The 4232-nt window shown below is 70.6% G+C and carries 5 protein-coding genes, 1 pseudogene and 1 riboswitch; of the genes and pseudogenes, 5 read left to right on the forward strand and 1 reads right to left on the reverse strand.

Features of this window, described 5'->3' with window-relative positions; translation table 11 throughout:
- Positions 1-222: pseudogene (locus tag BGN98_RS01270) on the reverse strand (hypothetical protein); the annotation flags it as partial.
- A 341-nt stretch (positions 223-563) separates the two neighbouring features.
- Here BGN98_RS01270 and BGN98_RS01275 point away from each other — a divergent pair.
- The 5 genes from BGN98_RS01275 to BGN98_RS01295 all read left to right on the forward strand — a co-directional run.
- Positions 564-1127, forward strand: coding sequence for a GNAT family N-acetyltransferase (locus BGN98_RS01275; protein ID WP_036288341.1), 564 nt, complete (start codon positions 564-566; stop codon positions 1125-1127).
- 40 nt (positions 1128-1167) lie between these two features.
- A complete protein-coding gene (locus BGN98_RS01280) occupies positions 1168-2031 on the forward strand; it encodes an Fpg/Nei family DNA glycosylase (RefSeq protein ID WP_288119050.1) in 864 nt (287 codons plus the stop codon).
- 69 nt (positions 2032-2100) lie between these two features.
- A riboswitch (FMN riboswitch) is annotated at positions 2101-2253 on the forward strand.
- 69 nt (positions 2254-2322) lie between these two features.
- Complete coding sequence (ribD, locus tag BGN98_RS01285) at positions 2323-3402, forward strand: bifunctional diaminohydroxyphosphoribosylaminopyrimidine deaminase/5-amino-6-(5-phosphoribosylamino)uracil reductase RibD (protein ID WP_036289650.1); 1080 nt, start codon at positions 2323-2325, stop codon at positions 3400-3402.
- Entirely contained in the window at positions 3402-4055 is a 654-nt protein-coding gene (locus BGN98_RS01290) for a riboflavin synthase (RefSeq protein WP_288119053.1), read from the forward strand. The genes ribD and BGN98_RS01290 overlap by 1 nt, the downstream gene beginning before the upstream one ends.
- On the forward strand, positions 4052-4232 hold a 181-nt coding region (locus BGN98_RS01295), incomplete at its 3' end, for a 3,4-dihydroxy-2-butanone-4-phosphate synthase (RefSeq protein WP_288119054.1). The genes BGN98_RS01290 and BGN98_RS01295, both read left to right, overlap by 4 nt.

Here is a 4232-nt window from a genome sequence, read left to right on the forward strand (position 1 = left end):
TCTGGTCGAGTCGGCAACGAACACGCCACACTCGGACAAGAGCGAGAGACAGCCCAGCCTGCCCCCGACGTGCGCGGCTTTGCGCAGAGCCTCCGGCGCGTCTCCGCGAACGTAGTGTCCCTTCCTTGCGCGGACGAGCTGACCGCCCTCGAGGCTCGCTCGGATCGCGCGGCTCGTCATCCCTGCCGCGCGCAACTCGGCCCGCGTCCACACATCGAACATCGCGCCAGCCTTGTCATCGCACGGTCGGAAAGCAGCCGCCCCTGACAATCAGTGGACAGTCCGCGGCGGGCAGCAGGTGGGGAGGATGTCTGTGCGTTCTGGCGGTGACGGATGCCGCAATAGGGGTGTTCCGTATTCAGTCTCCGCCGCCGGGTCGCACTCGAGCGACCGCAACAACTCGCGGCGCGTGCGGAGGTGACATCCCTCCGAGACTGAATACGGATCGCGAGAGCCGTCGTCGGGGTCGGCGCGAGCCGCTGCGGGCGCGGGCCGTCCCCGTACCCGTACACGCCCGGGCAGGCGGGCAGGAGACCGCGCGCGCGGGCGGATAGGCTCGCGGCATGCAACCGGTGACCCTGCGGACGGCGCGACTCGAGCTCTCGCTGCCGACCGAGAACGACGTCGACGCGATCTACGCCGCCTGTCAGGACGAGCTGATCCAACGCTTCACGACGGTGCCGTCGCCGTACGAGCGCGCGCACGCCGAGGGGTTCGTCGACAAAGTCGCGGGCTGGTGGGATGCCGAGACGGAGGCGACCTGGGCGCTGCGCCACGACGGCATGCTCGCCGGCATGATGGGCCTGCATCGCCTCGGCCAGGGATCCGGCGAACTGGGCTACTGGATGACGCCCGCCGCGCGCGGTCGGGGACTGGTCGTGGAGGCGGCGCAGAGGGTGATCGACTGGGGCTTTTCTTCGGACGGACTGGGATTGCAACGGATCGAGTGGCGCGCCGTGGTCGACAATCCCGCATCGCACCGCGTCGCGCAGCGACTCGGATTCCGCTACGAGGGCCGGGTACGCTCCGCTCTCGTCAACGGAGCCGGCGTGCGCGCCGACGGCCTCATCGCGGGCTTGCTCGCCGACGATGAGCGCGCCCCACAGGTGTGGCCCGCCGCCGGCTGACCCCTGACGCGGTGTCGGGGCGCAGTGGCAGGATGAGGCCATGCCCGAGATGCCGGAGGTGCAAGGTCTCGTCGACTTCCTCGCCGAGCGCGCGACGGGACGCACCATCACGAAGGTGACGGTCGCCCACATCGCGGCGCTCAAGACCTACGACCCGCCCATCGACGGCCTCGTCGGGGGCCGCATCAGTGAAGCCCGGCGCCACGGCAAGTTCGTCGACCTGGCGACGGATGCCGGCATCCATCTCATCTTCCATCTCGCCAAGGCCGGTTGGCTGCGCTGGTACGAGACGGTTCCCGACACGGTGATCCGACCGGGCAAGACGCCGATCGCGCTGCGCGTGCGCCTCGGCGACGGCGCCGGATTCGACCTGACCGAGGCCGGCACCAAGAAATCGCTCGCCGTCTACGTCGCTCGCGACCCACAAGATGTCCCCGGTATCGCCCGCCTCGGTCCCGACCCGCTCGCGGAGGAGTTCACGCGGGATGCACTCGCCGGCCTTCTGGCCGGTCGGCGCACCCAGATCAAGGGCGTGCTGCGCGACCAGTCGATCGTCGCCGGCATCGGCAACGCGTACTCTGACGAGATCCTGCACGCCGCGCGCATGTCGCCCTACGCCCTGGCGGCCGGTCTTGCCGACGACGAGGTCGACCGGCTCTACGACGCGATGCGCACGACCCTGACGGATGCCGTCGCCACGGCGTCCGGCAAGCCGCCCGCCGATCTGAAGGACGCGAAGCGCCGTGGCATGGCGGTGCACGGCCGGCGCGGCGAGGCGTGCACGGTGTGCGGCGACGAAGTGCGCAGCGTCTTCTTCGCGGACAACTCACTGGAGTACTGCCCCACCTGTCAGACGGGCGGAAAGCTACTCGCCGACCGGCGGCTGTCGCGGCTGCTGAAGTAGCGCAGCGTCCCTTGCGACCGACATGGAATGAAAACGTCGTCGGGGCGTTGAGTAGGATCAAGTGCAAGAAACGTGCTCCGGGGTCGGTGTGAATCCGAACCGGCGGTGACAGTCCGCGAGCCCCTCTCACGAGGGGTTGATCCGGTGGAACTCCGGGACCGACGGTGATGCATGACGGTTCGACAGAACCCGATCGCTAGTCCGGATGGGAGGCAGCACGGACGTGGTCGCGCGCACGCGGCGGCGTCTGCGGTGTCGGCCGTGCCCCGGAGCCTCACAGGAGGACGACGGATGGCCGCGACAGACCGCGACGACACGGCGATCGACCGTGCGATGCAGCGCGCCCTCGAGATCGCTCGACGGGGGCCGCGCGGCATCAACCCGCAGGTCGGCGCCGTGCTGCTCTCCTCCGACGGCGAGGTGCTCGCCGAAGGGTGGCACCGGGGAGCCGGCACGGCTCATGCCGAAGTCGACGCGCTGACGAACCTCGCCGCCGCGTCGGGGGCGGATGCCGCGCGCGGTGCGACCGCCGTCGTCACCCTCGAACCGTGCAACCACACCGGCCGCACCGGTCCCTGCAGCGAAGCGCTCATCGCCGCCGGTATCGCGCGCGTGGTGTTCGCCGTCACCGATCCCGGCGAGGCCTCTTCGGGCGGCGCCGCACGTCTGCGCGAGGCCGGGGTCGACGTGATCGGCGGCTGGCGCGCCGACGAGGGTGGCGCGCTCTTGGCCTCCTGGCTGGAGGTGCAGCGGCTCGGCCGCCCCCAGGTCACCGTGAAGTGGGCGCAGTCGCTCGACGGCCGCGGCGCCGCCGCCGACGGCACCAGCCAGTGGATCACCGGTCCGGCAGCCCGCACCGATGTGCATCGCCGCCGCAGCCTCGCCGACGCGATCGTGGTCGGCACCGGCACGCTGCTGGCCGACGATCCCGCCCTCACCGCACGCCGCCCCGACGGCTCGCTCTATGACGAGCAGCCGCGGCCGGTGGTCGTCGGGACCCGAGCCGTGCCGCAGGAAGCCGCCGTGCGCCGGCATCCGCGCCCGTTCATGCAGGACGAGGGCGAGGATCTGCCCGACCTTCTGGAGCGCCTCCGCGAGCTCGGCGCACACCGCGTCTTCGTCGAGGGGGGACCGACTCTCGCATCGTCCTTCCTCCGCCAGCAGCTCGCCGACGAGGTGCTCGTGTACGTCGCTCCCACCCTGCTCGGGGGGCCTCGCCTGGCCCTCGGCGATATCGGCGTCACCTCAATCGGCAACCAGCGGCGACTGCGCGCGGCATCCGTGGAACATCTCGGCGACGACCTGCTCATCGTCGGCCGGTTCGACGGCACGGCCTGCTCACACACCTCCACCACGAAGGAAGAGAACTGATGTTCACCGGAATCATCGAAGAGCGCGGCGAGATCGTCGCCGTCGAGCCGTCGGGTGACGGTGTGCGGATGACCGTCCGTGCCCCGCTGGCCGTCTCCGACGCCCACCACGGCGACTCGATCTCGGTCAGCGGCGTCTGCTTGACCGTCGTCGACCAGGGCGAGGACTGGTTCACCGCCGACGTGATGCGCCAGAGCCTGGACATGGCGACCCTCGGCGCATTCGGCCCCGGCACCCGCGTCAACCTCGAGCGCGCAATGGCCGCACACGGCCGCCTGGGCGGACACATCGTTCAGGGACACGTCGACGGGACCGGCACGGTGCGGGAGGTGCGCCCCGGCGCCGAGTGGCGCGTCATCCGCATCTCGCTGCCCGCGGACCTCGCTCCGCTCGTCGTCGACAAGGGATCGATCGCCGTCGACGGGGTCTCTCTCACGGTTTCGAATGCGTCGGATGCCGCCGCCGCCGATGCCTGGTTCGAGGTGTCGCTGATTCCCGAGACCCTGGAGGCGACGACCCTCGGCGACCGCGTTGCCGGCGACCGCGTCAACCTCGAGACCGACATCCTGGCGCGCCACGTGCAGCGCCTGCTCGCCTTCGCCCCCACCGTTTCCGATTCCGCCGACTCCCTCACCGAAGGAGGCTCACGATGAGCCTTGCCACCATCCCCGAGGCCCTCGAGGCGCTGCGCGCCGGACGTCCCGTCATCGTCGCCGACGATGAGAACCGCGAGAACGAGGGTGACATCACCCTGTCGGCCCAGCTCGCCACGCCCGAGTGGCTCGCCTGGACGATCCGCTGGTCCAGCGGCTTCATCTGTGCGCCCATGC

The organism is Microbacterium sp. 69-7 (assembly GCF_001897985.1).
Taxonomy (GTDB): Bacteria; Actinomycetota; Actinomycetes; order Actinomycetales; family Microbacteriaceae; genus Microbacterium; species Microbacterium laevaniformans.